Origin of the sequence: Paraconexibacter algicola (assembly GCF_003044185.1) — a bacterium.
Taxonomy (GTDB): Bacteria; Actinomycetota; Thermoleophilia; order Solirubrobacterales; family Solirubrobacteraceae; genus Paraconexibacter; species Paraconexibacter algicola.
In genome coordinates this window covers 353897-378509 of the sequence record NZ_PYYB01000002.1, presented here as the reverse complement: position 1 = coordinate 378509, position 24613 = coordinate 353897, and the positions used below count along the sequence as shown (strand labels likewise).

General features: G+C 74.6%; 27 protein-coding genes. 17 read left to right on the top strand and 10 right to left on the bottom strand.

Annotated features, from left to right (window positions below):
* Positions 1 to 49: 49 nt before the first annotated feature.
* Complete coding sequence (locus C7Y72_RS15770) at positions 50 to 1342, top strand: RNA polymerase sigma factor (RefSeq protein WP_158276887.1); 1293 nt, start codon at positions 50 to 52, stop codon at positions 1340 to 1342.
* Between the two features lie 191 nt (positions 1343 to 1533).
* Positions 1534 to 1989, top strand: coding sequence for a hypothetical protein (locus C7Y72_RS15765; protein WP_107570137.1), 456 nt, complete (start codon positions 1534 to 1536; stop codon positions 1987 to 1989).
* On the opposite strand, the gene C7Y72_RS15760 is transcribed toward C7Y72_RS15765, so the two are convergent.
* The 4 genes from C7Y72_RS15760 to C7Y72_RS15745 are packed head-to-tail and all read right to left on the bottom strand — an operon-like array spanning position 1986 to position 4409.
* Positions 1986 to 2618: an HAD family hydrolase gene (locus tag C7Y72_RS15760; protein ID WP_107570136.1), complete on the bottom strand. Its 633-nt coding sequence runs from the start codon at positions 2616 to 2618 to the stop codon at positions 1986 to 1988. The genes C7Y72_RS15765 and C7Y72_RS15760 overlap by 4 nt on opposite strands.
* Complete coding sequence (locus C7Y72_RS15755) at positions 2615 to 3541, bottom strand: DUF7064 domain-containing protein (protein ID WP_107570135.1); 927 nt, start codon at positions 3539 to 3541, stop codon at positions 2615 to 2617. Before C7Y72_RS15755 ends, C7Y72_RS15760 begins: the two co-directional genes overlap by 4 nt.
* Entirely contained in the window at positions 3538 to 4041 is a 504-nt protein-coding gene (locus C7Y72_RS15750) for an FxsA family protein (protein ID WP_107570134.1), read from the bottom strand. The genes C7Y72_RS15755 and C7Y72_RS15750 overlap by 4 nt, the downstream gene beginning before the upstream one ends.
* 59 nt (positions 4042 to 4100) lie before the next feature.
* Entirely contained in the window at positions 4101 to 4409 is a 309-nt protein-coding gene (locus C7Y72_RS15745; RefSeq protein WP_107570133.1) for an STAS domain-containing protein, read from the bottom strand.
* A gap of 50 nt (positions 4410 to 4459) precedes the next feature.
* Here C7Y72_RS15745 and C7Y72_RS15740 point away from each other — a divergent pair, with 50 nt between their 5' ends.
* The 4 genes from C7Y72_RS15740 (at position 4460) to C7Y72_RS15725 (ending at position 8156) form a co-directional block, all read left to right on the top strand.
* Positions 4460 to 4756, top strand: coding sequence for a metal-sulfur cluster assembly factor (locus tag C7Y72_RS15740; protein WP_107570132.1), 297 nt, complete (start codon positions 4460 to 4462; stop codon positions 4754 to 4756).
* Positions 4757 to 4829: 73 nt separating this feature from the next.
* Positions 4830 to 6521, top strand: a complete 1692-nt coding sequence (locus C7Y72_RS15735; protein WP_107570131.1) for a S8 family peptidase — start codon at positions 4830 to 4832, stop codon at positions 6519 to 6521.
* Positions 6518 to 7180 (top strand): thiaminase II, encoded by a 663-nt coding sequence (gene tenA, locus C7Y72_RS15730; protein WP_107570130.1) that lies wholly within the window; start codon positions 6518 to 6520, stop codon positions 7178 to 7180. Before C7Y72_RS15735 ends, tenA begins: the two co-directional genes overlap by 4 nt.
* A gap of 7 nt (positions 7181 to 7187) precedes the next feature.
* Positions 7188 to 8156 (top strand): M28 family metallopeptidase, encoded by a 969-nt coding sequence (locus C7Y72_RS15725; RefSeq protein ID WP_107570129.1) that lies wholly within the window; start codon positions 7188 to 7190, stop codon positions 8154 to 8156.
* 4 nt (positions 8157 to 8160) lie between these two features.
* Here the strand turns inward: C7Y72_RS15725 and C7Y72_RS15720 are convergent, their stop codons facing one another.
* Positions 8161 to 10344, bottom strand: a complete 2184-nt coding sequence (locus C7Y72_RS15720; protein ID WP_107570128.1) for an MMPL family transporter — start codon at positions 10342 to 10344, stop codon at positions 8161 to 8163.
* Between the two features lie 78 nt (positions 10345 to 10422).
* Positions 10423 to 11058 (bottom strand): TetR family transcriptional regulator, encoded by a 636-nt coding sequence (locus tag C7Y72_RS15715; protein ID WP_107570127.1) that lies wholly within the window; start codon positions 11056 to 11058, stop codon positions 10423 to 10425.
* 98 nt (positions 11059 to 11156) lie between these two features.
* Between C7Y72_RS15715 and C7Y72_RS15710 the strand changes: the two genes are divergently transcribed.
* From C7Y72_RS15710 to C7Y72_RS15695, 4 genes are all read left to right on the top strand, one after another.
* Positions 11157 to 12122 carry a 4-hydroxy-3-methylbut-2-enyl diphosphate reductase gene (locus C7Y72_RS15710; protein ID WP_107570126.1) on the top strand — a complete coding sequence of 322 codons (966 nt, stop codon included), beginning with the start codon at positions 11157 to 11159 and terminating at the stop codon, positions 12120 to 12122.
* 94 nt (positions 12123 to 12216) lie between these two features.
* A complete protein-coding gene (locus tag C7Y72_RS15705) occupies positions 12217 to 13260 on the top strand; it encodes a GGDEF domain-containing protein (RefSeq protein WP_107570125.1) in 1044 nt (347 codons plus the stop codon).
* 22 nt (positions 13261 to 13282) lie between these two features.
* A complete protein-coding gene (locus C7Y72_RS15700) occupies positions 13283 to 13984 on the top strand; it encodes a TrmH family RNA methyltransferase (protein ID WP_107570124.1) in 702 nt (233 codons plus the stop codon).
* Positions 13985 to 13997: 13 nt separating this feature from the next.
* On the top strand, positions 13998 to 15101 hold the full coding sequence (locus C7Y72_RS15695) for a metallophosphoesterase (protein WP_107570123.1): 1104 nt from the start codon (positions 13998 to 14000) through the stop codon (positions 15099 to 15101).
* Positions 15102 to 15125: 24 nt separating this feature from the next.
* Here the strand turns inward: C7Y72_RS15695 and C7Y72_RS15690 are convergent, their stop codons facing one another.
* The gene (locus tag C7Y72_RS15690) at positions 15126 to 15869 is read right to left on the bottom strand and encodes a DipZ protein (protein ID WP_107570122.1); all 744 of its coding nucleotides are present in this window, start codon (positions 15867 to 15869) and stop codon (positions 15126 to 15128) included.
* A gap of 248 nt (positions 15870 to 16117) precedes the next feature.
* On the opposite strand from C7Y72_RS15690, the gene C7Y72_RS15685 reads away from it, so the two are divergent.
* The 3 genes from C7Y72_RS15685 (at position 16118) to C7Y72_RS15675 (ending at position 18530) form a co-directional block, all read left to right on the top strand.
* The gene (locus tag C7Y72_RS15685; RefSeq protein ID WP_107570121.1) at positions 16118 to 16831 is read left to right on the top strand and encodes a hypothetical protein; all 714 of its coding nucleotides are present in this window, start codon (positions 16118 to 16120) and stop codon (positions 16829 to 16831) included.
* An 89-nt stretch (positions 16832 to 16920) separates the two neighbouring features.
* Positions 16921 to 18348 carry a fenitrothion hydrolase gene (locus tag C7Y72_RS15680; RefSeq protein WP_107570120.1) on the top strand — a complete coding sequence of 476 codons (1428 nt, stop codon included), beginning with the start codon at positions 16921 to 16923 and terminating at the stop codon, positions 18346 to 18348.
* The gene (locus C7Y72_RS15675) at positions 18345 to 18530 is read left to right on the top strand and encodes a hypothetical protein (protein WP_107570119.1); all 186 of its coding nucleotides are present in this window, start codon (positions 18345 to 18347) and stop codon (positions 18528 to 18530) included. Before C7Y72_RS15680 ends, C7Y72_RS15675 begins: the two co-directional genes overlap by 4 nt.
* On the opposite strand, the gene C7Y72_RS15670 is transcribed toward C7Y72_RS15675, so the two are convergent.
* Positions 18508 to 18771, bottom strand: coding sequence for a hypothetical protein (locus C7Y72_RS15670; protein ID WP_107570118.1), 264 nt, complete (start codon positions 18769 to 18771; stop codon positions 18508 to 18510). The two genes, C7Y72_RS15675 and C7Y72_RS15670, sit on opposite strands and share 23 nt — an antisense overlap.
* Positions 18772 to 18870: 99 nt before the next feature.
* On the opposite strand from C7Y72_RS15670, the gene C7Y72_RS15665 reads away from it, so the two are divergent.
* Positions 18871 to 19485: an SCO family protein gene (locus C7Y72_RS15665; protein WP_107570117.1), complete on the top strand. Its 615-nt coding sequence runs from the start codon at positions 18871 to 18873 to the stop codon at positions 19483 to 19485.
* A gap of 10 nt (positions 19486 to 19495) precedes the next feature.
* Here C7Y72_RS15665 and C7Y72_RS15660 read toward each other — a convergent pair whose 3' ends face one another.
* Both C7Y72_RS15660 and C7Y72_RS15655 read right to left on the bottom strand, forming a co-directional pair.
* Positions 19496 to 20128, bottom strand: coding sequence for a response regulator (locus C7Y72_RS15660; RefSeq protein ID WP_107570116.1), 633 nt, complete (start codon positions 20126 to 20128; stop codon positions 19496 to 19498).
* The gene (locus C7Y72_RS15655) at positions 20125 to 21144 is read right to left on the bottom strand and encodes a HAMP domain-containing sensor histidine kinase (RefSeq protein ID WP_158276886.1); all 1020 of its coding nucleotides are present in this window, start codon (positions 21142 to 21144) and stop codon (positions 20125 to 20127) included. The genes C7Y72_RS15660 and C7Y72_RS15655 overlap by 4 nt, the downstream gene beginning before the upstream one ends.
* A 277-nt stretch (positions 21145 to 21421) precedes the next feature.
* Here C7Y72_RS15655 and moeB point away from each other — a divergent pair, with 277 nt between their 5' ends.
* The 3 genes from moeB to C7Y72_RS15640 all read left to right on the top strand — a co-directional run bounded on the left by moeB (position 21422) and on the right by C7Y72_RS15640 (position 24594).
* Positions 21422 to 22603, top strand: a complete 1182-nt coding sequence (moeB, locus tag C7Y72_RS15650; protein ID WP_107570114.1) for a molybdopterin-synthase adenylyltransferase MoeB — start codon at positions 21422 to 21424, stop codon at positions 22601 to 22603.
* 69 nt (positions 22604 to 22672) lie between these two features.
* Positions 22673 to 22951 (top strand): ubiquitin-like small modifier protein 1, encoded by a 279-nt coding sequence (locus C7Y72_RS15645; RefSeq protein WP_107570113.1) that lies wholly within the window; start codon positions 22673 to 22675, stop codon positions 22949 to 22951.
* 128 nt (positions 22952 to 23079) lie between these two features.
* Entirely contained in the window at positions 23080 to 24594 is a 1515-nt protein-coding gene (locus C7Y72_RS15640; RefSeq protein ID WP_107570112.1) for an NHL repeat-containing protein, read from the top strand.
* Positions 24595 to 24613: the final 19 nt, after the last annotated feature.

Below are 24613 nucleotides of genomic sequence, written 5' to 3'. Positions count from 1 at the left end.
TGCAGGGACCGTCGTGGGGGCGGTCCCGGGACCCGGAGGACGGCAGGACGTGGCGACGACGGAGGACCGGCAGGACGCGGCGCAGGCGCTGATCGCGCGGACGCTCGCCGCACACCACGACGAGCTGCGGCGCACCGCGCGCCGGCACAGCCTCTGCGAGGACGACGCCGCCGACGCGCTGCAGCGCGCGCTGGAGCTGTTCCTGCGCCACGCCGCCCGGCTGGAGCCTGCCGACGCGCACCGCTGGCTCTTCACCGTCACCAAGCGGGAGGCGTGGGCGGTCCGCGCCGAGCGCCAGCGGCTGCTGCCCGGGGGCAGCGCCGACGAGGTCGACCGCAGCGACACCCGGCACGTCCCGCCGCCGGACGAGCGCCTGCTCGAGCGCGAGCGCCTGGACCGCACGACCGAGGCGCTCGGGCACCTCAAGCCGGCGGAGCTGCAGGCGCTCTGGCTGAAGGCCGCGGGTGCGAGCTACGAGGAGATCGCCCGCGATCTGGGCTGGACGCGAACGAAGGTCAACCGCTCGCTCGCCGAGGGCCGCGCGCGACTGCGCGCCCGGATCGCGGGGATCGAGTCCGGGGAGGAGTGCGACCGCTGGCGACCGCTGCTCGGGGCGCTGCGGTCCGGACGCGCGGCACCGGAGGACCTCGTCGCCGCCCGGCGTCACGTGCGCAACTGTCCGGCCTGCCGCGCGGAGCTGCGCACGGCGCACCGCTCCCGCGGGCCGCTGGCGCTCGCCCCGCTGGCGGTCGGGCTCTGGGTGGCGCTGCAGGAGCGCGCGGTCGGCTCCGCCGCGCGGGCCCAGGCGGCGGTCGAGGCGCTCACCGGCGGCAAGGCCGCCGCGGTCGCCGCGTCGGCCGCCGCGATCGCGGGTGGTGGGGCGGTCGCGGTCGAGCGCGTCGTGGTCCCGCCGCGCGGGGCGCAGCAGGAGCGCGCCGCGCGCCCGGGCCCGCCCACCGAGCCGCCGGCGCGAGCGGCCCGCGCGCGGCCGGTCACGGTGCCGGCCGCGACCGTGGCGACGGCGGCGCGGACGGCGGTGTCCCGCCCGGTCGCACCGACCGTGGACCCTGATCGGGGGCGCACCCGTCGGAGCGCCCGGCGGACCGCGACCGCCGCCTCGAGCGGTGGCGGCGGCGAGTTCGGCCCCGGCACGCTGGAGGACCCGGGGCCGGCCGAGCGCCCGGCGCCGGCCGTCGTGCCGCGCGCCGCCGTCGCGTCGGCCCGGGCCGCGCAACCGGCCCCGCCGGCGTCCGGCGCGGCGGCCGCGCCGGCCCCGTCCGCCGCGCGCGCACCCACGCGCCGCGCGCCGTCGGGCGGCGACTCCGGGGACCTCCTGCCGTGACGGTCCACAGACCGCGCGCGACGATCACCCCGCATCCTGCGGGAAACGCCGTCGCGGCCCCGGCCGGCGGCGTTGTCGCAACGTGCGGGAATCCCGCCGCGACCGTACGGGTCCGTACCGATCTGCCGTCCGGTCCGCGGCCTACGGTGCAGCACGTCCGCACCGTCCCTCGAGCGCTTGAGGAAGCTGCAATGGCCCTCTGCTTCATCGAACCCCAGGACGCGATCCGCGTCATCGCCGAATCCGTCGGCCGCGAGGCCCGCCGGCAGCTGCTCGGCGAGCTCGTCCGCGCGTGGGTCGACGAGATCCCCGAGCAGGACCTCGAGGCCCACTACGCCAAGGCGGTCGCCGACCTCGACGAGCACGACCTGTCGATGCTCGCCGCGTGGCACGCGTCGCTTGAGGTCGGGCATCCGATCGCCAACCGCGAGTTCCTGACCGGCGTCTTCCCGAAGCTCGGGGAGAACCGGCGCGAGGCGCTGAAGATCGCCGCGGGCTTCCGCGGGGAGGAGGCGTTCGACGCCGGCGTCGCGGAGGAGCAGGCGCTGGAGACCGTGCTGCCGCGCCTGTCGCGCGAGCGCGCGACCGAGCTCGCGAGCGAGTGCCTCGAGCTCTACCTCTGGGACCGGCTGGGCTCCGACAACTAGCGTCCCAGGAACGCGTCGACCGCCGCGATCGTGGCGGGCACGTCGCCCTGGTACCAGACGGGATGCAGGCCGACCGCGGCGGCGGCCTCGCAGTTGTGCGCGAAGTCGTCGATGAACGCGCACGCCTCGGGCGGACGGCCGAACCGCTCGCACGTCATGCGGTAGATCTCCTCGTCCGGCTTGCGGATCCCGACGTGCGCGGAGTCGACGACGATCTCGAACAGGTCGTCGACCGGGAACATCGCCCGCCAGTACGGGCCCCACTCGCGGACGTTGTTCGTCAGCAGCGCCAGTGGCACGCCCTCGCCGCGCAGGACCGTCAGGTAGTCGAGCAGCTCGGCGTTGGGGTGCAGGTTCGCGAAGTACGTCTCGGTGAAGCCGTCCATCGTCACCTCGCGCCCCAGGTCGACGGTCATCTGCGCGGCGAGGTCGGCCTGGAAGGCCGCCTCGGTCACGCGGCCGCACTCGAGCTCGTACAGCGGATGGCGGCCCGTGCGCTCCGTCAGGGTGGTCATCGCCGTGCCGAGCGCGCTCAGCGGCACGCCCGACAGCCGCTCCCACGCCGTGAAGGCCTCCTGCAGCGGCGAGGTGAGCACGCCGCCGAAGTCGCAGACGACCCCGCGGCTCATGCGGCCACCCGGCGCACGACGTCGTAGCGGCCCACGCCGTGGCGGCCGTCCATCGACCAGGCGAAGAACGCGCAGTCCAGCCGCAGCCGCCCCAGGTCCAGGGACGTCCCGCAGAGCACCTCGCCCGCGATCCGCGCCGGGTAGCCCTCGGGATCGACCCACAGCTCCAGGCCGGCGCGTCGCTGGCGCAGCTCGCCGTCCATCGTCGTCGACAGCCGGGGCTCCTCGACCGCGAGGGCCACGGCGGGGCCGTCCCCGTCCGGGGCGAACAGCGTCGCGGCGAGGGCCTCGTCGGCGTGCGTGCGGGTGCCGCGGCGCCCGTCGCTGGGACGGATCGCGGTCAGCGTCGCGCCGTCGGTCGGCGTGATCCACGCGCTCACCGTCCGGGCCAGCGCCACGTCGTCCCAGTCGGGGGCGCCCCACGAGTGGCCGCGCTGCCCGAGGCAGTCGACGCGGCGCAGTCCGCCGCGCACCCGTGCCGACCCCGTCACGCGGCAGAGCTGGTCGTAGCCGGTCATGCCGCCCAGCCGTGCGGCGTCGCTCTCGGGATCGAGCTCGCCCGGCTGGCTGGCGGCCTCGAAGCGCAGCTCGAAGCCCGAGCTGCCGTCCTCGCTCTCGAACGACACGGTCCAGGCGGCGAGCGGCTCCTCGACGGTCGTGCGGACCCCGGCGGCGTCGACGCCCTCCCAGCCGTCCCCGGCGACCGGCAGGCCGCCCGCGGCACGCACCGCGACCGGCTCGCGCCCGGAGAACAGGACCGCGAGGCCGCTGCCCTGCGGGGCGCCGTCCTCGCCGGGGGAGCGGCCGATGCGGGCCAGGCCGTAGACGTCCGCGGCGGGGTCGCCGAACGCGAACGTCACGGCGTCGCTGAACGCGGCGCCCTGTCCGGGCCGGGGGGTCTCGTGCTCGGCGGTGACGGTCACGGGAGCTCCTTGCGGGGGTCGTGGATCTCGTGCGCGGTGCCCTCGACGACGTCGTCCTCGGCGGGACGGCGCGGTCCCGGACGGCCGCGCATCGCCGCGTTCGCGCCGGCCGCGCCGAACGGGCCGCCGACCGTGAACGCGATCCGGCTCAGCGCGCCGCGCAGCAGGATGCGCCGCACGACCGCGCGCGTGGGCGGCAGCAGCAGCACGATGCCCAGCACGTCGGAGAGAAAGCCGGGCGTCAGCAGCAGCGCGCCGCCGAAGATGACGAGCGCCCCGTCGAGGACCTCGCGGGCCGGCGGCCGGCCCGCGGCGAGCGCCTCGTTGAAGCGCCGCCAGACCGCGCGACCCTGCGAGCGCAGCAGCACGGTGCCGAGCACCGAGTCGAGGATCAGGATCCCGATCGTGTTGAGGACGCCGATCGCCTGGCCGACCTGGATGATCACGTAGAGCTCGACGATCGGGACGAGCAGGAACAGGAGGACCAGGAGGAGCGGCATGCGCACCGTCAAGGCTACGGCAGCGGGGCGCGCGACCACCCCGCGGCGTGGCGCCGCGCTCAGGCGGGTGCGGGCTCGACGCGGACGCCCGGCAGCCGGTGCAGGCCGACGAGCTCGATCAGCCGTGCGATCTGCGGCTGCGCGCCGCGCAGCACCATGCCGTGCCCGACCTGGCGCAGGCGGCGGGCGACCATCATCAGGTCGAGCATCAGCGACGCGTCGGCCCACGCGAGCTCGCTGAGGTCGACGACGAGCTCGCCACGGGCGCGCAGCGCCCGCGAGAGGGCCCGGCGACGGCGGCTCTGCGTCGTGCGGTCCTCGTCGCCGGAGCAGCGCAGGAACGGGGGCTCATCGTGGAAGTCGACGATGGCGCGACCCTATCCCGGAGCCCGCCGACCGCTCAAGCTAGACTGGGCGCATGGTGACCGTTGACGACGTCGAGGCCGCGCTCGAGAACGTGATCGACCCGGAGCTCGGGCTGAGCTTCCCGGAGCTCGGGCTGATCTACGGCATCTCGGTGGACGGCGGGCACGTCCACGTGACGTTCACGCTGACCTCGCCCGGCTGCCCGATCGGCCCGCAGGTCATCGAGCAGATCGACGAGTTCGTCAGCGAGCTCGAGGGCGTCGAGTCCGTCGAGTCGGAGATGACGTTCACGCCGCCGTGGACGGCGGAGCGGATGAGCGAGGACGCCAAGTTCGCGCTCGGCTACTGAGCTGAGCGGTCGCGGGCGCGCCGCCCGCAACCGCTGCGGGACACCCGGCCGCGGAGTTATCGTGCTCCTGCAGATGCCCGGCCCGACCCGACAGCGCGGAGGAACGCTCACGGTCCTCGCTCTGTTCGCCATGGTCCTCGGCCCGGCGCCGACGGCCACCGCGAGCACCGCGACCGGCCGGGTCCTCGTGACGCTCGACCGGCCCGCCGGGTCGGCCGAGGGCCCGCGCGCGACCGCCGCGGCGGTCCGGGCGCTCACGGCGCGCGCCGGTGCCCGCGCGACCGGGATCGCGGTGCCGCACCTGGACACCGTCGTCGTGCGCCCGCCGGCCGGGGTCGGCCCCGCGGCGTTCGCGTCCCGGCTGCGCGCCCTGCCGGGCGTGGCCCACGCGGAGGCCGAGCAGCGGCACACCCCGCGGTTCGTGCCCGACGACCCGGCCCTCGTGACGCCCGAGCCGCGGGCGTCACCGGACACGCCGCTGCAGTGGTGGGTCGCGCGGACCGGGCTGTTCGCGGCCTGGGACGTCACCCGCGGCGAGGGCGCGCGCGTCGCGGTGATCGACACCGGCGTGGACGCCGCGCACCCGGACTTCGCCGGCCGGATCATCGACGCCGTCGACCTCGACGACCGTGGCGGTGGGGACGCGCGCACCGACGAGACGGGGCACGGCACCCACGTCGCCTCGATGGCGTGCGCGGCCGGTGACGACGGGATCGGCATCACCGGCGCGGGGCTCGGCTGCCGGATGCTCGTCTACAAGTCCGACCTGTCGGACTCGAGCATCGCCCGGGCGATCGTCGCGGCCGCCGACGCGGGGGCGCACGCGATCACGATGAGCTTCGGCACCGACGGCCGGCAGCCCGCCGCACGCGTCCTCGTCGAGGCCCTGCGGTACGCGGTCGACCAGGGCGCGGTGCCGGTGGCCGCGGCCGCCGACGAGCCGGTGCAGGAGCAGGGCGACCCGAGCAACGTCCTGCAGCCCACCGGGACCGGGCCCGACATCACCCAGGGCCTAGGCCTGTCGGTGACCGCCGCGAACTTCGTCGACGAGCGGGCGAGCTTCGCCGGCTTCGGCTCCCAGATCTCCCTCGCGGCCTACGGGGCGTTCAACGTCAGCGGCGGGCCGCGCGGCCTCTTCGGCGCGTTCCCCGGACAGACCACCGAGCTCGAGCGGGGCGGCCTGTTCGACGCCGGCTGCAGCTGCCGCGCGACCCTGAACGGGGACGACCGCTACGCCTACCTGCAGGGCACCTCGATGGCGACCCCGATCGTGGCCGCGGTCGCCGCGCTCGTGCGCGACCTCAACCCGGACCTGTCGGTCGCGGAGGTCGTGCGGCTGCTGAAGGAGACCGCGCGCCGGCCGGCCGGGACCGGCTGGACCGCGGAGCTCGGCTGGGGCATCGTCGACGCGGGAGCCGCCGTCACCGCGGCACGCGCCCTGGACCGTGCCGCGCCGACCTCGCGGCTGCGCCGCCCCGGTCGGCCGCGTGACGGCCGCCTGACCCTGCGCTGGACGAGCGCCGATCGCGCACCGGCCCGCCTGACCGCCAGCGGCGTCGCCCGGGTGGAGCTCTGGCGCTCGGCCAACGGGCGTCCGGCGCGGCGCATCGCGAGCTCGCGCACGGGCAGCGCGCGCGTGCGGGTCGCGCGCGGCAGTCGCTACGCCTTCTACACCGTGGCGGTCGACCGGGCGGGCAACCGCGAGGCGCCACCGCCGCGCCCGGACACCCGCGTGCGCGTGCCCGCACGGGAGCCGCGCCGGTGAGCTTCAGCGACGAGCTCCGCGCGCGGAGCGCCGATCTCTGGGAGGCCCAGCACGCGCACCCGTTCGTCCGCGGGATCGCCGACGGCACGCTCGACCCGCGGTGCTTCGAGCACTACGTCCGCCAGGACTACGTGTTCCTCATCGAGTACGCGCGGCTGCTGGCCCTCGGCGCGGCCCGGGCGCCCGACCTGGAGACGATGCGCCGCTTCGCCGACCTCGCGCAGGCGATCCTGGGGGAGGAGATGGAGCTGCACCGGGGGGTCGCCCGCGATCTCGGGATCGACGCCGCCGCGCTGGAGCGCGAGGCGCCGGCGGCCGCGACGCGGGCCTACACGGACTTCCTGCTGCGCACCGCGACGCTCGGGGACTTCGCCGAGCTCGCCGCGGCGCTGCTGCCGTGCATGTGGGGCTACGCGGAGATCGGGGAGCGCCTCGCCCGGGAGCCCGCGCCCGCCGACCGGCCGGCCGCGTACACGGCCTGGATCGCCACGTACGCCGACCCGGAGTTCCAGCGGCTCGCCGCGTGGAGCCGCGCGCTCGTCGACCGGGCGGCCGACGGCCTGCCCGAGGCCCACCGCGCCCGGATGCACGCGGCGTTCGCCGGGTGCTCCCGGCTGGAGCTCGCCTTCTGGGAGATGGGATGGACCCGTGCGCGATGATCCGCCCGTGCCCCGCCCCGTGATCTCGACCGTGCTCGCCGTCCTGGCCGCGACGGCGGCGACCGTCGCGCTCGCCGCCTGCGGCGACTCCTCCGACGGGGAGGCGCGGGCGACGGCCCCGACGGCGACCGCGACCGCCGCCCGGTCCGCCGCGGACCCCGACCCGGCGGTCCCGACGGCGACGCTCACGCGGTTCGACGGCGCGCGGGCGATGTCGCTGCTGCGCTACCAGGTCTCGTTCGGGCAGCGGCCCGCCGGCTCGACGGCCCTGCGGAAGCTCGCGCCGCAGCTCGCCCGGCGGCTGCCCCGCGGGCGGCTCGTCCCGGTGCCCGGCCATCCGGGACTGCAGAACGTCGTCGGTCGCATCCCGGGCCGCCGGCCCGCGATCGTCATCGGCGCGCACTACGACACCGAGGCGCAGCCACCGGGGTTCGTCGGCGCCAACGACGGCGCCGCCGGGACCGCCGGGGTCATCGAGGTGGCACGGGCGATGCGCAAGCTGTCGCGGCCGAAGGACGCGCGCGAGCTGCGGTTCGTGCTGTTCGACGGGGAGGAGGAGCCGCTGGGGCAGTCCGACGCGGACTTCTACGAGGTCGCGCTGCGCGGCTCGAAGGCCTACGCGCGCGCCAACGCGCGCTCGACGCGCGCGATGATCCTCCTGGACTACGTCGCCGGGATCGGGCAGCGCATCCCGCGCGAGGGATCCAGCGACGAGGGCCTGTGGCGGCGGCTGCGGGTCGCGGCACGCCGCGCCGGGGTCCTCGACGTCTTCCCGAAGGGCACGGGCGCCACGCTGTTCGACGACCACACGCCGTTCCTCAACGAGGGCATCCCGGCGATCGACCTGATCGACTTCACCTACGAGCACCGCGACACGGTGCAGGACACGCCCGACAAGACCTCCGAGCAGGCGCTCGACGCCGTCGGCGAGACGGTCGTCGAGCTCCTGCGCGGCCTGGACGCCTCGGGCTACTGACGGCTCAGGCGAGGACCTTCTCGCGCGGCGCCGCGGGTGCCTGCGGGTCGACGCTCTCGACCGCGTGGCCCTCGAGCGAGACGTTCGGCAGCAGCCGGTCGAGCCAGCCGGGCAGCCACCAGGCGCGGTCGCCGAGCAGCAGCACGACGGCCGGGGTGATGACGAGCCGGACGATGAGCACGTCGATGAGGATCGCGAGGCCGAGCCCGACGCCGAACATCTTCGAGATCACGTCGTCGGTGGTCACGAAGGCGAGGAACACGGCGGCCATGATCAGGCCGGCGAAGAGCACGACCTTGCCGATGCGGGCCATGCCGTGCACGACGCTGTCGCGCGGGCCGTCGCCGTTGTTGTAGGCCTCGTGCATCCGCGAGAGCAGGAAGACGTTGTAGTCCATGCTCAGCCCGAACAGGATCGCGAACATGAGCACCGGCACGAACGACACGATCGGGATGCCGCTGTCGACGCCGATGAGGCTCGCGCCGAAGCCGTCCTGGAAGACCGCGGTCACGGCGCCGTAGGCGGCGACGATCGACAGCAGGTTCAGCACGGCGGACAGGAGCGGGATCAGCAGCGAGCGGAACGCCATCACCAGCAGCAGCACGGAGAGGCCGACGACGACGCCGATGAACAGCGGCAGCCGCGACGCGACCTTGGCCGAGAAGTCCTCGAACGTGGCGGTGGTGCCGCCGACGTACACGTCGAGCCCGGTGCCGCGGGTGGCCGCGGGCAGCACGTCGTCGCGGAGGCGCTCGATCAGGTCGCTGGTGCGCGCGTCCTGCGGGGAGGTCGTGGGGACCGCGAAGATCGTCGCCATCTCGCCGTCCTCGCTGGTGATCGGCGGCTGGACGCTGGCGATGCCGGGCTGGGCGGCGACGGCCGCGGAGATCCGCTGCACCTGTGCGTCGGTCTGCGCGTCGCGGTCCGGGGTGTCGACGGCAAGCAGCAGCGGGCCGTTGGAGCCGGGCCCGAAGGCCTCGCTCAGGGCGTCGTAGGCGACGCGCTGGGTCTTGGAGGTCGGCTGGTTGCCGTCGTCGGGCTGGCCGAGGCGCAGGTCCAGCGCGGGGAACGCGAACACGAGCAGCGCGAGCGTGCCGGCGGCGATCGCCAGCCACGGGCGCGCCGTGATGATCGAGCCCCAGCGGGCGAAGCCGGGGGAGGGGTCGACGTGCGCGGCCTCCTTCGGGCGCAGGCGCTTGGCGATCGCGCCCATCATGATCGGGAGGATCAGCAGCGCGGAGAGGACGACGGCGAACACGCCGATCGCGGCGCCGAGGCCCATCTTGCCGATCGCCGGGATGCCGACGACGAGCAGGCCGGCGATGGCGACCATGACGATGAGGCCCGCGGCGACGACGGCGGTGCCGGCGGTGGCGGCGGCCTTCGCCGCCGCGTCGCGTGTCGAGTCGCCGGCGGCGAGCTGCTCGCGGAACCGTCCGATGATGAGCAGCGAGTAGTCGATGCCGGCGCCGAGGCCGAGCATGATCGCGATCGTGGTCGCGAAGCTCGGCAGCCCGAGCGGCTCGGCGAGCGCGGCGAGGAGCATCTGCCCGACGGCGACGCCGATGATCGCGCCGAAGAGGGTCGCGCCCATGGCGGCCTTGGAGCGGAACAGGAGCGTCAGCAGGATGATCGCGATGCCGACGCCGACGAGCTCGCCGACGGGCGCCTGGGCCTGCTGCTGGGCGGTGTCGACGACGATGCCGCGCTGGGACATCTGCACGCCGGATGCCTCGGGGACCTCGGCGGCCTTCTCGAGGTCCTCGCCGTCCTTCTTCTTGATGTCGGCGGCCTCCGTGGAGTACCGCACGTCGACCGACGCGAGCCGACCGTCGCGCGAGAGCGCGCCGCCCTGGGCGAACGGGTCGGCGACGGAGATGACGCCGTCGAGCTGCTTGACCTTCGCCAGCGCGGCCTGGACCGCGGCCTTCGGGCGGGCGTCGGTGATGCGCCCCTGCTCGACGGTGTAGACGAGCGTCGCGTCGCCGCCGGCGAAGGCCGGCGTGTGGTCGCGGAAGAGGTCGTAGGCCTGCTGCGAGTCGGCGCCGGGGACGTCGAAGCTGTCGGCCGGCGGGTTGGCCGTGCCGGCGAGGACGCCGAGGACGACCAGCGTGGCGAGCGCAAACGCGAGCGAGCGCTTCCAGCGGTGGGAGATCGCACGGGCGATCCGCGCGAGGAGGGACGACATGTGGGCTCCTGAGGGGGGAGGGGTGGACGGCGACGCGGACAGTACCACACTCAGTGCAAGACTGCACTGAGTGCAGAATTACCGCGAGTGCGGGCGGCGGTCGCCGGACTGCAGCGCGTCGAGGCCGCCGCGCAGGAACGCCAGGGCGACGTCGAGGACCTCGAGCGGGTCCTCGCTGCCGAGCAGCTCCCAGTGGTCGGCGTCCAGCTCGTCCAGCGACATCAGCGCGGCGACCGCCGCGGCGGCGACGAGCCGGGGGCGCATGCCGTCCGGGTCGTCCCCGAGGTCGCGGGCGATGCCCTCGCGCAGCACGTGCTCGAACTCGCTCATCTTCGACAGCCGCTGGGCCGCCAGCGACGGCGTGCCGCGGATCAGCTCCTTGCGGCACGTCTCCGCGGGGTCGTCGGGGTCGTGGTCGGCCAGCAGGTCGGCGATCCAGCGGCGCAGCGCGTCGATCGTCGACTCCGCGTCCTCGCGCTCGCGCAGGAGCGCGGAGAACCCGTCGAGGGCCTGCTCGTGGTCGGCGAAGACCACGTCCTCCTTGGTGGGGAAGTAGGCGAAGAACGTGCGCGGGGCGATGTTCGAGGCGGCCGCGATGTCGGCGACCGTGACACCGTCGAACCCGCGCTCGCGGAACAGCTGGAGGGCCTCGCGCGCGATCGTCTCGCGCGTCTGGCGCTTCTTGCGCTCCCGCAGTCCGCCGGCGTCGCTCATCACCGTCACCGTAGCATTGTGCAGCGGCTGCAGACCTGCACTGAGCGCAGAAATGCCGCGGTGGTCGTGCCACCCCGACCCGTCCGTACACTGGGCACATGGCCACGAGCACCGTCGAGAAGCTCCTGCTCGCCGCCCCGCGCGGCTACTGCGCCGGCGTCGACCGGGCGGTCCAGACCGTCGAGCGCGCGCTCGAGCTGCACGGCGCGCCGGTCTACGTGCGCAAGGAGATCGTCCACAACAAGCACGTCGTCGAGCAGCTGCGCGAGCGCGGCGCGATCTTCGTCGACGAGCTCGACGACTCCATCCCCGAGGGCGCGATCACCGTCTTCAGCGCCCACGGCGTCTCGCCGATGGTCCACGCGGACGCCGAGCGCCGCAAGCTCCGCACGATCGACGCGACCTGCCCGCTCGTCACGAAGGTCCACCGCGAGGCCGTGAAGTTCGCCTCCGAGGGCTACACGATCGTGCTCATCGGCCACGACGGCCACGAGGAGGTCGAGGGCACGATGGGCGAGGCGCCCGAGGCGATCGTCCTCGTCGAGACCGAGGCCGACGTCGACGCGCTCGAGGTCGCCGACCCCGACCGGCTCGCCTACATCTCGCAGACGACGCTGTCCGTCGACGAGACCCGCCAGATCATCAACCGGCTGCGCGAGCGGTTCCCGAACATCACCGGGCCCCGCACCGACGACATCTGCTACGCCACGACCAACCGGCAGGCGGCCGTCAAGCAGATGGCGCAGCACTGCGACCTCGTGCTCGTCATCGGCTCGCGGAACTCGTCGAACTCCAACCGGCTCGTGCAGGTCGCGCAGGAGCACGGCGCGGCCTCGTACCTCATCGACAACGAGTCCGAGGTCGACGAGGCGTGGCTCGACGGGCCGCGCACGGTCGGCATCAGCTCCGGCGCCAGCGCGCCCGAGGAGCTCGTGCAGCGGCTCGTCGCGTTCTTCCGCTCCCACGGGGTGCAGGACGTCAGCGAGTTCGAGGTCATGCAGGAGGACGTCCGCTTCATGCTCCCCAAGCCGATCCGCCAGGCGATGGCGGCGGCGAAGGGCTGACGGCCCGCGCGCGGTCGCCGCACCGCGCGCCCGCCGCATCGGTCATCCGTCCAGGGGGATCGCACCGCGGTCCGTCCGCGCCGACGACCGGGGCGTGACCGAGCCCACCGAGCGCCGCCCGTCCCTGGACCTCCCGTACGTCGAGACCGAGCACGAGCAGGTCGCCCGGCTCGGCGCCGTCGCCGGGCGCCTCGTCGCGCTCGTCTGGCTCCTGGCGCTCTGCGGCGCCCTGCTGGGCGGCGATCCCGCCCCGGCCGCGGACCTCGCGCTCGTCGTCGCCTCCACCGGCACCCTCGTCGGCGCGCTGCTGTGCCGGGCCCGCACCGTCCGTCACGGTCGCGCCGCCCGCCAGGTGCTCGCGGGCACCGTCACGCTGCACGCCGCGGCCGCGGCGCTGGCCCTCGACGGCTCCGGGGCGGCCACCGTCGGCGGCTTCGTCCTCGCCGCCGCGTTCGCGGGCGCGGTCCTGCGCCCGCCGGTCCTCGCGGGCCTCCACGTGGCCGTCGCCGCGACGGCCCCCGTCCTGATCGCCGGCCTCGCCCCCGAGCGCGCGCCCGACGCGCTGCCGACCGCCCTGGGCCTCGCGCCCGCGGTCGCCGCGGTCGGCGTGCTCATCGCCGTCCTGCACGAGCACGCCATCCGCCGCGAGCTCGCCTACCGGGCGCTCGCCCGGCGCGACCCGCTCACCGGCGTGGGCAACTATCGCCGGCTGCACGAGCGCCTCGCGGAGACCGTCGCCCGCGACCCGCGCCGCTTCGCCCTGCTGACGATGGACGTCGACCACTTCAAGGCGGTCAACGACCGCTACGGCCACCTCGAGGGCGACCGGCTGCTGCGGGAGGTCGGTCGCGCGCTGGTCGACAACGTCCGCGGCAAGGACGTCGTCGCCCGCCAGGGCGGCGACGAGTTCGCCGTGCTGGCCCCCGAGACCGACGAGCACGGCGCGCAGCTGCTCGCGGCCCGGATCGAGCGCGCCCTGCAGGAGATCCGCGTCGAGGACCGCGAGGAGGTCCGCGCATCGATCGGCATCGCGGTCTACCCCCAGGACGGCACCACCGTCGAGGAGCTGCTCGCGCGCTCCGACGACGCGCTGCGCCGCGAGAAGGCCCACCGGCGCGAGCCGGTCGCCGCACGCTGACCGCGCGCGCGATGATGCGCGCGTGGACGACGTCCTCCTGGAGGGCCTGCACGCCCTGAAGCACGCGCGGCGCTTCGGCGCGGCCGTCACCGACGTGCGCGTCGCGGCGCGCCCCGCGGCGCTGGAGCTGGCCGCGACGCTCGCCCCGGACCTCGTGCCGCTGCTCCAGGCCGCGGACGAGGTGGGGGAGGCGGGCATCGCCGCCGCCACCGCGCGGCCCGTCCCGACCGGGGTGCTGGCCCGCGCCCGGCACCCGCGGCCGACGCTCGAGGACGCGCTGCGCGCCCCGGGGCCGGTCGTCCTGCTCGACGACCCGCGCGACCCCGGGAACGTCGGTGCCGCGGTGCGCGTCGCCGCGGCCGCCGGGGCCGCCGCCGTGCTCGTGGTCGGGCGGCTCGACCCCTGGCACCCGGTGTGCCTGCGCGGCGGTGCCGGGCTCCAGTTCGCCCAGCCGGTGCTGCGGCTCGACGCGCTCCCCGACGACCTCGCCGGACGGCCGCTCGTGGCGCTCGACGCCGACGGCGACCGGCGGCTCGCGGACGAGCCCGCCGGCCCACCCGCCCCGGTCCTCGCCTTCGGCACCGAGCGCCACGGACTCGGCGCGGCGGTCCGCGCCCGGGCCGACCGGACGGTCGCGATCCCGATGCGGGCCGGGGTCAGCAGCCTCAACCTCGCCACGTCCGTCGCCGCGGTCCTCTACGGGCGGCCGGGCGCCGCCGGGTAGCCTCCCTCGCCGCGTGCGCACGACCGTCATCAGCGACCTGCACCTCGGCGCCCATCGCGCGGTCGACGTGCTGCGCCGGCCCGGCCCGCTCGCGGGCCTGCGCGCCGCGCTCGCCGGGACCGACCGGCTCGTCCTGCTCGGCGACGTCGTCGAGCTGCGGCAGGGCCCGCTGCGCGACGCGCTCGCCGCGGCGCTCCCCGTCCTCGCCGCACTCGGCGAGACGCTCGGCCCGAACGGCGAGATCGTCCTCGTCACCGGCAACCACGACCACCACCTGATCGCCCCGTGGCTGGAGGCGCGCGCGGTCCCCGACCCGCCGCCGCCGCTCGGGCTCGAGCGACGCCTGACCGTGCGCGAGCTCGAGCGGGTCCCGGCGCTGCGGGCGATCCGCGACGCGGTCCGGCCAGCCCGCCTGGTCGTCGCGTTCCCCGGTGTCGCGCTGCGCGACGACGTGTACGCCCTGCACGGCCACTACCTCGACCGCGTCACGACGCTGCCGAGCTTCGAGCGGCTGGCGCTCGGGGCGATGGCGCGCGTCGTCGGCGAGGTGCCCGAGGGGCGCGGCGCGGCGACCGCCGAGGACTTCGAGGCGGGCCTGCAGCCCCTCTACGCGTGGATGCACGCCCTCGCGCAGAGCCCGGCGGGCACCTGGTCGGCAGGCACCCAGAAGACCTCGGCCTCGACCTGGAAGGTCCTCGCCGGCGACCTCGGCGACCGCCGCCGCAGCCCGCGCGAGCTGCTGCTCACCCGCGCGTTCCCGCTCGCGGTCGGAGCGCTCAACCGGGCGAGGATCGGCCCGCTGAGCGCCGACATCTCCGCGCCGGAGCTGCGCCGTGCCGGCCTGGGCGCGATCGGCGAGGTCGTCTGGCGGCTCGGCATCACGGCCGAGCACGTGATCTTCGGTCACACCCACCGTGCGGGCCCACTGCCCGGCGACCACCGGCACGAGTGGCTCGTCCCCGGCACCGGCGCGCGGCTGTGGAACGGGGGCAGCTGGGTCGACGAGCCGGTCTTCTCCGGCGGCGACCCCGACGGCCCGTACTTCGCGGGCCGCGCCGTCGTCCTGGACGACGACGCGCCGCCGCGCCTGGAGCGGCTCGTCGCCGCGCTCGACTGACCGCCCGGCCCGGCGACCCGGCGCTCAGGCGGCGAGGCCGGCGCCGAAGCAGGTGGCGTGCACGGTCACGCCGTCGCCGGGCTCGAGGGCCAGGACGCCCTCGGTGTGGCGGTCGTGCTCGACCAGCAGGACCGCGCCCGGGTGCTCGACCGTCACCGTGCGTCCGTCGACGTGCAGGGCGCCGGCGCCCGACACGACCGCCCAGACCTCGCCCGCCTCGTAGGGGCCGCTGTAGGCGCCCTCCACGTCCGCCGTGGGAACGACGACCATCGCCGCCGGGTCGTCCTGCGGGCGGACGTAGGGGACCGGCTCGCGCTCGACGCCGAGCAGCTCCTGGATCGCCCGCTCGGTGCCGTGGTAGTCGCCCTCGCCGTGGTGGTACTCGAACAGCTTGCCCTGCTGATCGAACAGGTAGCGCGACGGCCAGCCACGGTTGGCGAACCACGTCCAGATCTCCAGCTGCGGGTCGAGCACGACCGGGTGCTCGATCCCCAGGCGCGCGACCGCCGCGCGCACCGCGTCCTCGTCGTGCCCGGGCGGGAAGCCCGCGGCGTGCACCGAGATGACGCGCAGGCCCGCGGCCTCGTAGCGCTCGTGCCAGGCCTGCACGTACGGGAGCGTGTGCAGCGAGTTGGGCCGGCAGAAGTCCCAGAACTCGATGAGCACGGGACGGCCGATCTGCTTGTCCATCCGCAGCGGCGCGACGTTGACCCACGGCAGGCGGGCCGGGAACGGCGGGGCGGCGATGGTGTCGACGGGGGCACGCATGGGAGGGCCGGGACCGTAGTACATCCGTCCGCGCGGGCCGGGGCCCGCAACACGGACGCGGTCGGGGCGTTCAGGATGCAGCATCTCGCCCGTGGGCGCCGTGCTCTGGATCCGCGCTCAAGGTTCTTGGACGCATGTCCGATACGGAAGCAGCGGGCCGGCCGGCGGGATTTCCCACCGGGGTCTCCCACCCTGGTAGAGCTGGTCACCCACCCCATCCCCATCAGTCCCCAGTAGCAGGAGGAAGAATGCGCAAGTCCGCGCTGCTCGCGACGGCCCTCTCGGTCGTCGCCGTCCCCGTCGCCGGTGTCGCCTACGCGGCGACCGTCGACCAGTCCATCGACGTGACGGTCAGCCCGTCGAAGGCCGGCACGGCGAAGAAGCCGGCCGCCGTGAAGCTCAAGGTCGACATCAAGACGAAGAAGAAGGTCGCGTCGGAGACGTTCGCGACCCGTTCTGCGGTCATCTCGTTCGACAAGAACCTCGTGTTCAACCCGTCGTCGTTCGCGACCTGCACCCAGGCGACCGTCCAGGCCAACGAGGCCGGCTGCGCGAAGGGCTCGAAGGTCGGCAGCGGCACCGCGGTCGGCGAGGCCCTCGGCCAGGTCGCCAACCTCAAGGTCTCGGCCTTCAACGGCCCGAAGAACACGCTGAACCTGCACGTGACGGGCTCGGCGCCGCTGGCGATCGACTCGGTCATCGTCGGCAAGCTCGGCAAGGCGTCGGGCAAGTACGGCACGAAGCTCACCGTCACGATCCCGGCGAACCTGCAGCAGCCGCTGCCGGGCGTGTTCGCGACGCTGACCTCGTTCGTCACCACGATCGACAAGAAGACCTCCAAGGGCAAGCCGTACGTCGGGCTGAAGGGCTGCTCGGGCGGCAAGCTCGCGTTCAAGGGCGACTTCGTCTTCAGCGACGGCACGAAGGCCTCCGCGACGGACTCGGTGGCCTGCAAGAAGTAGCGACCGCGCGCCGGGCCCCGAGGGCCTGACGCACCGAGGGGGCGGGGTCGGCGCGACCCCGCCCCCTCGCGCTTCCTAGAATCAGGTGGATGCGCCGGCTCCCGACGACGCTCGTCCTCCTCGCGGGGCTGCTGCTCCTCTCCGTCCTCGGACCGGAGGTCGCTGCCGCGCACGGCCTCGTCGGCAAGCAGGACCTGCCGATCCCGCGCTGGCTGTTCACCTGGGCGGCCGCGGTGGTGCTCGTCGTGAGCTTCGTCGCGCTCGCGGTCCTGTGGCCCAGGCCACGGCTCGAGCGCCAGGACGCGGACGGCACACGGGTCCTGTCGGTGCCCGTCGTCCTCGAGGTGCTCGCGGGGGCGGTCGGCGTGCTGCTGTTCGTGCTGGCGGTCTACGCGGGCCTGGCGGGCACGCAGACGGAGTCCGCGAACCTCGCCCCGACGCTCGTCTACGTCTACTTCTGGGTCGGGATCCCGGTGCTGTCGCTCGTCTTCGGCGACGTGTTCCGGGCGCTGAACCCCTGGCGCGCGATCGCCCGTGCGGCGTCCTGGGTGGCGGGCCGGGTGGCCGGGAGCGGCGAGCTGCCCGAGCCGACCGCCTACCCGGCGCGGCTCGGCCAGTGGCCCGCCGCGGTCGTGATCCTCGCGTTCACGTGGGTGGAGCTCGTGTACGGCAACGGCGGCGACCCGTCGACGCTGGCGCTGCTCGCGCTCGCCTACGCGGCGCTCCAGCTCGTCGGGATGAGCCTCTACGGCATCGAGCCGTGGACCCGCAACGCGGACGGCTTCTCCGTCTACTTCTCGCTCTTCGCGACGCTCTCGCCGCTGCACTGGGAGGGCCGCACGCTGCGTCGCCGCCGGCCGCTCGTCGGCGCGACGCGGATCGTCGCGGTGCCCGGGACGGTCGCGCTGCTCGCCGTCATGATCGGCACGACGAGCTTCGACGGGCTCAGCGGCGGCGAGGTCTGGACCGACCTCGCGCCCGACCTGCAGCAGGCGTTCATCGACCTCGGCCTGTCCAGCGGGGCGGCGCTCGAGGTGGCGTTCTCGATCGGGATGGCCGCGGTCGTGCTGCTGGTCGCCGGGCTGTACCGCCTCGGGGTCGTCGGTATGCGCTCGATCGGCGGCGGCATGGACGCCGAGATGCTCTCGCGCCGCTTCGCCCACACGCTCGTGCCGATCGCGCTCGCGTACGTCATCGCCCACTACTTCTCGCTGCTGGCCTACAACGGGCAGTCGATCGCCTACCTCGCCTCCGACCCGCTGGGCGACGGCTCCGACCTCTTCGGCACCGCGACCGCGACGATCGACTACGGCATCCTGACCGCCAACGCGATCTGGTACGTGCAGGTCGGGGCGCTCGTCCTCGGGCATGTCGCCGGGCTCGTGCTGGCGCACGAGCGGGCGCTCGTGCTCTATCGGCGCGCACGCGATGCCACCCGCAGTCAATACTGGATGCTCGCGGTGATGGTCGGATTCACCAGCCTGGGGCTCTGGCTCCTCTCCGCGCAGGCCTCATGACCCTCCCGATCGCCCACGCGGGCCACTGGCTCGTCTCGCTGCTCTACCTCGCGCCCGTCGTGATCCTCGTCGGTGCGCTGATGGTCGCGCGCGCCCGCGACGAGGGCTTCGAGGACGACGACGACCCCGTCTTCGCGGACGGGGCCTTCGACGACGACCTCAGCCCGCGGGCGCCGCGCTGAGCGGCCGTACGGCCGCCGCGTACGCGTCGGCGGCGGCGTCGGCCCGGTCGGCGGCCGCGACGTAGACCGCGTAGGCGGTGCGGCCGGGGGACGCGGCCCAGGCGGCGTACGCGTCGAGCGCCTCGTCCTGCGCGGCGCGCCAGGCGTCGTGCAGCTCGCAGCCGGGGCGCCAGTGGCGCACGACGATCTCGCACGTGTCGTGCAGCTCGTCCAGCAGCTCGTGGATGGTCGATCGGCGCATCGTTCTTCCTCTAGAACGGATCGAACCCCGGGACGGTTCAGAAGTTGTGTCGCAGCTTCGCGGCGCGCGCCCGCGGTCCTGCCTGCGTACCCTGTGGGCATGCGGGTCACGCGCCTCCACCTCGCGCTCGCCACGCTGCTGGCGTGCACGTTCGCCGCCCTGTGCGGCGCGCTCCTCGCCACCGCCGGGCAGGACGACGAGCCCACGCAGGCCCCGGGCTTCCGCGGCGCGCTCGCGCCCGCGGGGGTGCCGCCGAAGGACTTCCGCCTGCGCGACCAGGACGGCCGCGTCGCGTCGCTGAAGGAGTACCGGGGGAAGGTCGTGGCCCTCACGTTCCTCTACACGACCTGCGAGGACACCTGCCCGATCGCCGCCGACCAGATCCGCGCGGCGTTCGATCGTCTCGGCCACGACGTCCCGGCGCTGGCGGTGTCCGTCGACCCGGCCAACGACGACGCCGACCAGGCCCGGAAGTTCCTGCTCAAGCGGCGCCTGACGAACGGCCGCATGCGGTTCCTGCTCGGCGACCGGCAGACCCTCGCGCCGATCTGGAAGTTCTACGGCGTGGCCCCGCAGGGCGACGAGTTCGACCACACCGCGCGCGTCCTGCTGATCGACCGCAGCGGCCGCCAGCGCATCGCGTTCCCGATCGACCAGCTGACCCCCGAGGCGCTGGCCCACGACATCGCCAAGCTCGAGGCCGAGCCGTCCTGAGGACGGCCGCTCAGGGCTCGACGAGCCCGCGCCGGATCGCGTAGCGCACGAGCTCGACGCGGTCGCGCATGCCGAGCTTGCGCAGCAGGTTCCCGCGGTGGGACTCCACGGTCTTCTCCGACAGGTGGAGGATCGCCCCGATCTCGCGGTTGGTGTGCGCCTCGGCGATGAGCTTCAGGACCTCCTGCTCGCGCGGGGAGAGCGGCTCGCTCGGCCCGGACCCGGGGTCGGCGAGCCACTCGCGCACGAGCCGCCGCTGCCCGGCGCTGGTGAGGAACGGCTCGCCGCGCGAGACGGCGCGCACGGCGTCGACGAGGTCGTGGTCGGCCTCGGTCTTCAGGACGTAGCCGCCGGCGCCGGCCTTCAGCGCCTCGAAGAGGTAGCGCTCGTCGTCGTGCATCGACAGCACGAGCACGTGGACCGCGGGCGCCTGCGCCTTGATCTCGCGCGTGGCCTGCAGCCCGGTGAGCTTCGGCATCGACACGTCGAGCACGCACAGGTCGGGCCGGTGGCGCAGCGCCTGTGCGACCGCCTCGGCGCCGTCGGCCGCCTCGGCGACGACCTCCATGTCGGGCTGGCGGTCCAGGAGGAGGCGCAGGCCTCCGCGGACGACGCCGTGGTCGTCGGCGACGAGCAGCTTCACGGGGCTCCGATCGGGATGGGGGTGGGGGCGCGGACGGCGAGGGCCAGCTCGACGGTGGTCCCCGCACCGGGGCGCGAGCGGACCGACAGGCGCCCGCCGACGAGCCGCGCGCGCTCGCGCATGCCCTCGAGGCCGGTGCCGTCGGCGTGCCGGGGCGCGAAGCCGCACCCGTCGTCGCAGACGCGCACGACGGGACCGGCGGCGCCCGGGGTGACCTCGACGGTCACGTGGCGCGCGCGGGCGTGGCGGAAGACGTTGGAGAGGCTCTCCTGGACGACCCGGTAGACGACGAGCTGCTCGTCGGGGTCGAGCGCGTCGAGGTCGACGGTGGGGGCGAGGTCGAGCCGGGCGCGGGCCCCGCCCGGCGTGCGGAAGCGGTCGACCTGGCCGTGGAGCGCCTCGTGCAGTCCGTGGTCGTCGAGCGCGGCGGGCCGCAGCTCGCGGGCGAGCCGCAGCAGCTCGTGCATCGCCCGGGAGGCCAGCTCGCGCGTCTCGGCGAGCTCGGCCGCCAGCGCCGGCGGCGCGTCGTGCGCGGCGGCCTGGAGCCGCAGCAGCAGGCCGGTGAGCGACTGGTTGGCCTCGTCGTGCAGGTCGCGGGCGATGCGGGCGCGCTCGGCCTCCTGGCCGCGCAGGACGGCGCGCGAGGTCGTGGCGCGCTCCTCCTCGACGCGCGCGAGCATCCGGTTGAACGCCTGCTGCAGCCGGGCGACCTCCTCGGTGTCCGCGTGCCCGACCGTCGCGCGGACGCCCGGGTGGGCGAGGTCGACGCGCTCCATCGTGGCGATGAGCTCCTCCAGCGGGGCGAAGCGGCGGCGCAGGACGAGGCCGTTGACGAGGATCGACGCGAGGATCGCGGCGGTGAGCAGCAGCTGGCTCTGGGTGGAGGCGAGGTCCTGGATGCGGACGTCGTCGCCGACCGCGGAGGCGAGGATGGCCGCGCAGACGAGCAGCGCGTTGACGGCGAGGACCTGGGCCGCCAGGGAGGGGCGGCGGCGGGTGGGGGAGCGGCGGAGCATGGGATGGGGTCTGCACCCCATATCGGCGCCGCCGCCGCGGTCCGATACCCCTGGTGGGCGCGCCACGGAGATCGCGCCCCCCACCACCCGAGACCTGCCCGCAGCGGACCGGGAGGCGCCCGCCGGATTGCGGCCGACGGAGACGCGCGTGGGCCTGTGGACACGACGAGCCCGGAGCGCCGGAAGGACCGGCGCTCCGGGCTCGTGTCGTTGGCGCAACGGTGTCGCTATACTTTCTGAAGTCGAATACCCGACCGCGATTCAGGTGATTAACGGGATGACCCCCTCGGGCAGCGAGTTCATCAAGCAGGTCAAGAGCGAGATCACGGAGGTCGACCCCTCCGAGGTCGCCCAGCTCCTCGGAGAGGACGTCGCGATCGTCGACGTCCGCGAGACCGACGAGGTCAGCGCCGGCAAGCTGCCGGGCGCCGCCCACGTGGCCCGCGGCTTCCTCGAGTCGCGCATCGAGTCGGTCGCCCCCGACCGCTCGCAGCGCGTGATCCTCTACTGCGCCTCCGGCAACCGCTCGGCGCTCGCCGCCAAGACGCTCATCGACGACCTCGGCTACGAGCACGTCGAGTCGATGACCGGCGGCTACACCCTCTGGAAGGACCGCGGCTACGACGTCGAGGTCCCGTTCCAGTGGAGCGGCGACCAGCGCCAGCGCTACTCCCGGCACTTCCTGCTCCCGGAGGTCGGGGAGGACGGCCAGCAGAAGCTGCTCGAGTCGAAGGTCCTGCTGCTCGGCGCCGGCGGGCTCGGCTCGCCGACGGCGTTCTACCTCGCCGCCGCGGGCGTCGGCACGCTCGGCATCGTCGACGACGACACCGTCGACGTCTCGAACCTGCAGCGCCAGATCATCCACCGCACCGACACCGTCGGCGTCGCGAAGGTCGACTCGGCCGAGCAGGCGATCAACGCGCTGAACCCCGACGTGAAGGTCGTGAAGTACGAGACGCGCCTGGACGCCTCGAACATCGTCGACATCATCAAGGACTACGACATCATCGTCGACGGCGTCGACAACTTCCCGACGCGGTACCTGCTCAACGACGCGACGGTGCGGCTGAAGATCCCGGTCGTCAGCGCCGCGATCCTCGGCTTCGAGGGCCAGCTCAGCGTCTTCAAGCCCTACGAGGGCCCGTGCTACCGCTGCCTCTTCCGGCAGCCGCCGCCGGCCGAGCTCGCGCCGTCGTGCGGGGCCAACGGCGTCCTCGGCGTCCTGCCGGGCACGATGGGCCTGCTCCAGGCCACCGAGGTCATCAAGCTCATCCTCGGCGCCGGCGACCCGCTGATCGGCCGTCTGCTCATGTACGACGCCCTCGACGCGTCGACGACCGAGCTGAAGGTGCGCCGTGACCCGGAGTGCCCGATCTGCTCGCGCGACCCGGAGGAGATCTCCGACGACGAGCTCGGTGTCTTCCCCGACTACGAGGCGTTCTGCGCCGCGGCGGGCTGACCGCCCGGCGCCCTCCGTCGGCCCCGGCCGGCACTCCGACCCCCGACTCCGGAATCATCTCCTGAACCTATGGCCACGATTCGCATCCCCCCGGTCCTCCGTCCCGCCGTCGGCGGCGAGCGCGAGGTCGTCGCAGAGGGTGCCGACGTCGGCGCGGTACTCACCGCGCTGACCGAGCAGCACCCCGAGACGAAGGCGCAGATCTTCGGCGCCGACGGCGACCTCAACCGGTACGTCAACGTCTACCTCAACGACGAGGACGTCCGCGTCCTCGACGGGCTGCAGACGGCCGTCGGCGCGTCCGACAGCCTCGTCATCCTGCCGGCGATGGCCGGCGGCGCCGCCTGATCCGCCGCTCGCGGGCCGTCCGCCGTCGCGGGCGGCCCACCGAAAGGCCGCACCTGTCGCAGCTGGACCCGTAGACTGCGCCGCGGGCAGGGTCGAACGTTCCCGTTTCGACTCGTGGAGGCACCCCCGTGAAGGGTCATCGCAGGAAGCTGACGGGCGCGGCGCTCACCGCCGCCGCGCTCGCGCTCGGCGTCGCCGGCAGTGCGCACGCCGCCCCGTATCCCCCGCAGGCGCTCGGCGTCGACACCGAGGGCAACGCCTACGCCGGGCTCGACGGCGTCGTGAAGGTCCTCAGCCCCTCGGGCGCGCTGCTGCGCCAGTGGGGCAGCAGCGGCGACGCGCCCGGCCAGATCAGCGGCGGCATCGCCGCGATCAGCGTCGACCCGCAGAACCGCGTCTGGACGCTCGACGGCGCCAACCGCGTGCAGGAGTTCACGCGCGACGGCGTCTACCAGCGCGGCTTCACGCTGTCCCCGTGCACCGAGCCCGCCGAGACCTGGAGCCGAGGCGGACTCGACGTCTCGAGCGCGTACGTGTTCGCGACGAGCGTCTGCTCGGACGAGGTCGTGCGCCTCGACAAGGCCACGCTCGCCGGTCGCCGCTCCGTCACGCTGGACAACCCCGACGGCATCTCCTACAACCAGTACGCCTCCTGCGGCTACCGCGTCGCGGTCGCCGGCCACGGCAGCAAGGAGGTCACGCTCTACGACACCGACCTCGACCGCGTCGGCAGCCGCGTCATCGGCGGTCGCGTCCCGGACGTCTACCTCGACGACTTCGGCGTCGTCTTCGCGTCGGACATCGACAGCCACACGGTCCGGCTGATCGGCTGCGACGGCGTTGAGTTCCGCACCCTCGGCGGCTTCGGGTCCGCGCCCGGCAAGCTCGACAACGCGCTCGCGATCGACGTCTTCGGCCAGTACGGCGGCGACCTCGCGGGCAACGTGTTCGTCGGCGAGTACTCCAACGCGCGCGTGCAGCGGTGGAGCTCGGGCGGCTACACGTTCTACGCGACGCCGCTGGACACGACCTCGACGCCGGGGCCGACGCCCACGCCGACGCCCGACCCGACGCCCACGCCGACCCCGACCCCCACGCCCGACCCGGGCACGGGTGCGGGCCGCCCCGTCGGCGTCACGATCGAGTTCCACGCCGCGTACGTCAACAGCCGCGACGTGGAGCTGCGCATCAGCCCGCCCGCGGGTGCGACCTCGGTGCTGATCTCCAACGATGGTGGCTTCGACTTCGCCGAGCAGCGGCCGATCGCCGCCGACCAGCGCTACGCCTGGCGGCTGCCCGTCAGCGGGCTGGCGGAGCGCCTGCCACGCACCGTGTACGTCCGCTTCCCAGGCTCGGCGAACCCGACGCAGACCTACACCGACGACATCGTCCTCGACACCACGGCGCCGGCGGTGCGGACCGTCTCGCTGCGCGGGACGACGCTGCGGGTCAGCGCCCGCGACGCGGTCTCCGGCGTCGGCTTCGTCCAGGTCGCGACCGGCACGACGGCGCGCTCGCGGCGCCTGACCGCGCGCTACGGCAAGGCCGTGAAGGTGTCGCGCAAGCTCGGCCGCCGGCCGTACGTGCGGGTCGTCGACCGCGCGGGCAACGCGGGCCGCTGGGTGCGCGTCAGGCGTCGCTAGGTCGCGGGCCCCGGAGGTG